Annotated in this window: 3 protein-coding genes; all 3 read right to left on the reverse strand. The window is 66.4% G+C overall.

Going from position 1 to position 3034, the window contains the following annotated elements; all coding sequences use genetic code 11:
* Nucleotides 1–1476 (reverse strand): TRAP transporter large permease subunit (locus tag JOY90_RS31465; RefSeq protein ID WP_291694988.1); only part of this gene is annotated, 1476 nt, incomplete at its 3' end.
* Between the two features lie 12 nt (nt 1477–1488).
* A complete protein-coding gene (locus JOY90_RS31470; RefSeq protein WP_291694989.1) occupies nt 1489–2520 on the reverse strand; it encodes a TRAP transporter substrate-binding protein in 1032 nt (343 codons plus the stop codon).
* Nucleotides 2521–2551: 31 nt separating this feature from the next.
* Nucleotides 2552–3034: ATP-binding cassette domain-containing protein (locus JOY90_RS31475; RefSeq protein ID WP_291694990.1), on the reverse strand; the 483-nt coding region annotated here is incomplete at its 5' end.

Here is a 3034-nt window from a genome sequence, read left to right on the forward strand (position 1 = left end):
GACCTCGCCGACCGCGTGCGGCACCTGCTGCAAGGTCAGGATGAAGGCGAGCGATTGCGCCGCGGCGACGATGAACAGCACCAGCCCCGAGCGCGTCGCCGCCTGGATGAAGCTGTGAGCCGCGGCCCTCACACTGAGCTCACGGAACAGCACGCTGCCGACCACGATGGCGTAGACCGCGGCGAAGGCGGAGATCTCGGTCGCGGTGGCGAAGCCGCTCTTGAAGCCGAAGAAGATCATGAAGATCAGACCGAAGGACGCAAGCGCGCCGCTCCACAGGCCCTTGACCTGCCGTGGCTGAGCTTCCTCGGCATGCGCCGGCCGCCTGCCGAACACGATCGAGACCGCGATCAGCGCAACGGCCATCAGACCCGCCGGCAGGAGGCCCGCCACGAACAGGCCGCCGATCGACAAGTTGGCGACGAAGCCCAGGATGATCAGGTTGATGCAGGGCGGGATGGTTTCGGCCATCACTGCGGAAGCCGCGAGCAGCGCCACCGCGCTGCCGGGATTCTGCCTCGTGCGGCGCGCGGCCGGGATCAGCACCGAGCCGACGGCCGCGACATCCGCCATCTTGGAGCCGGAGATGCCGGAGAACAGCACCATCGAGGTCACCATGACGACGTTGAGCCCGCCGCGCACGCGCCCGACCGCCCGCTGCAGCAGCTCGATCAGCCGCACCGACATGCCGTTGGCTTCCATGAGATAGCCGACCAGGATGAAGAACGGGATCGCCAGCAGCACGAAATTGTCGATGCCGCGCGCCATCTGCTGGGCGAAGATGACGCCGGGCAGCGTGCCCTCCACCCAGATGAAGATCAGCGCGGCCAGCGCCAGCGCAAACCCGATCGGCAGCCCGCCGAACAGCGTGACGAAGAAGCCGACCAGCATCAGCATGCCCGATGACGGCACGGAGTCGGGGCTGAGATAATCCCACAGCAGATAGAGCCCGGCGACCAACGCGGTCGTCACGATCCCGGCGATCATCTCTCCGAAGGTGCGCTTGCGAAAAATGTCGAGTGCAAACACAGTCATGAAGGCCGCGCCGACGCCCATGGGATAAAAGGTCAGCTCCAGCGGCAGGCCGGAGCCGGTGGTCTGGCCGGCGGTCAGCGAACCGAGCTTGAGCGCATTGAAGGCGACATAGGCCGCGATGATCGTCATCAGCAGCGCCGTGACCGCCTCGACCACGCGACGAACGGACGACGGCAGCCGTTCGATGAAGTACGCGACGCCGAGGTTTTCGCTGCGGGCGAGCGCGCTGGCCGCACCGAAGAAGCTCGATGCCACCATCAGCCCGCGCGCGACGTCGTCAGCCCATTCGACCGGCGCGTTGAACCAGTAGCGCAACGCGACCGAGACGCAGACGACCGCGAGGTCGGCGGCCAAAAGGATCGCAGCTATGGCGTCGCTCAGCGTGAGCAGCGAGGCCATCAGCCAGTGGCGCGCGACCGGCATCAGCATGGCATACGACATCGCGCCATCACCTCACGCCTGGGTGGCGCGGATCGCGTCGACGACCGGCTTCGCCTCCGGATGCGCCTTGATGAAATTGTCGGTCTGCGGCAGCACGCGCTTGCGGAACGCCTCCTTGTCGCATTCGACCACGGCGACGCCCTTCTCGGCCAGCGCGGCCAGCGCCTCCTTCTCGACCGCAAGACCGTGGGTCCGAGTCGCGGCAGCCGCCTTCTGCGCGGCGTCGAGAAAGCCCTCGCGCAGCTTCGCATCCATGCGGGTGAAGGTGGCCTCGCTGAAATAGATCGCGAGCGGCGAGAAGTTGTGCTGGGTCAACGCGTAGTTCTTCGAGGTCTCATAGAACTTGCTGGCGAGAATGGTCGGCGGGTCGTGCTCGAGCCCGTCGAGCACGCCGGCCTGCAGCGCGGTGTAGATCTCGCCGAAGGCCAGCGGCGTCGCGGCCGCACCCATCAGCCGCAGGCATTCGGTGATGATCGGGTTCGGCAAGGTCCTGATCTTGAGGCCCGCCAGATCCTCCGGCGTCTTCACCGGCTTCTTCGCCAGCACGCTGCGCGAGCCGAAATTATAGGCCCAGGCGATGATGCGGATGTTGGCGCCCTTGAGCAGCGCCTCCTCGATCGGCTTGGCGGCGCCGCCGTCGAAGGCCTTGGTCTGCTGCGGGAAGCTCGTGAAGAGATAGCCGAGGTCGAAAGTGCCGACCAGCGGCACCAGATTGGCCGAGATCGAGGAGCCCGACACCATCAGGTCGATGACGCCGAGCTTGACCGAGTTGATGACGTCGATCTCCTGCCCGAGCTGGTTGTCGGGGAAGAAGGTGACGTCGACCTGGCCGTCGAGCCCGTTCGCTTTCAGGCTCGCGACGAGGTTGTCGTAATAGACCCGGCCGTTGGCGAATTTGGGATCATTGGGCAGCGACGACGAGCATTTCAGCTTCAAGGTCGCCGCCTCGGCGCGGCCGATCAGCGCGGGCGCGGCCACGAGCCACGATGCGGCTGCCGCCGACGACTGCACGAACCGGCGACGGCTGACGGGCACGGTCCTCATGTTGTTTCCTCCATCCCCAAAAGTGGTTTCGTCAATTCAACGCGTGGCTCTCATGGCCGAAATAGGCGCGCTCCAGCCGGTGCGGCAGGTCGCTCTCGCTGGTCTTGGCCTGCAGCACGATGTTGCCCTGGACCAGGGCATAGACCCGGTCGGCGGCGGCCAGCGCCTTCTCCAGGAGCTGCTCGACCAGCAGCACCGCGGTGCCCTGCTGACGCAACTGCCCGATGACATTGAGCACGCGATCGACCAGCACCGGCGACAGTCCCGCCGAAGGCTCGTCCAGCATCAACAGGCGCGGCCGCCGTACCAGTCCCTGCGCCACGGTCAGGATCTGCTGCTGGCCCCCCGACAGCGCGCCGCCGCGCTTGTGGCGTTTCTCGGCGATCTCCGGGAAGAACGACAGCGCCTCCTCGACCCGCCCGCCGCGCTCGGCGCGCGGCAGGTCGTAGCCCGCAAGCAGGAGATTGTCGGTGACCGACATCTGGGTGAAGACGCGATGGCCCTCGATGACATG

It is taken from the genome of Bradyrhizobium sp. (assembly GCF_019242285.1).
Taxonomy (GTDB): Bacteria; Pseudomonadota; Alphaproteobacteria; order Rhizobiales; family Xanthobacteraceae; genus Bradyrhizobium.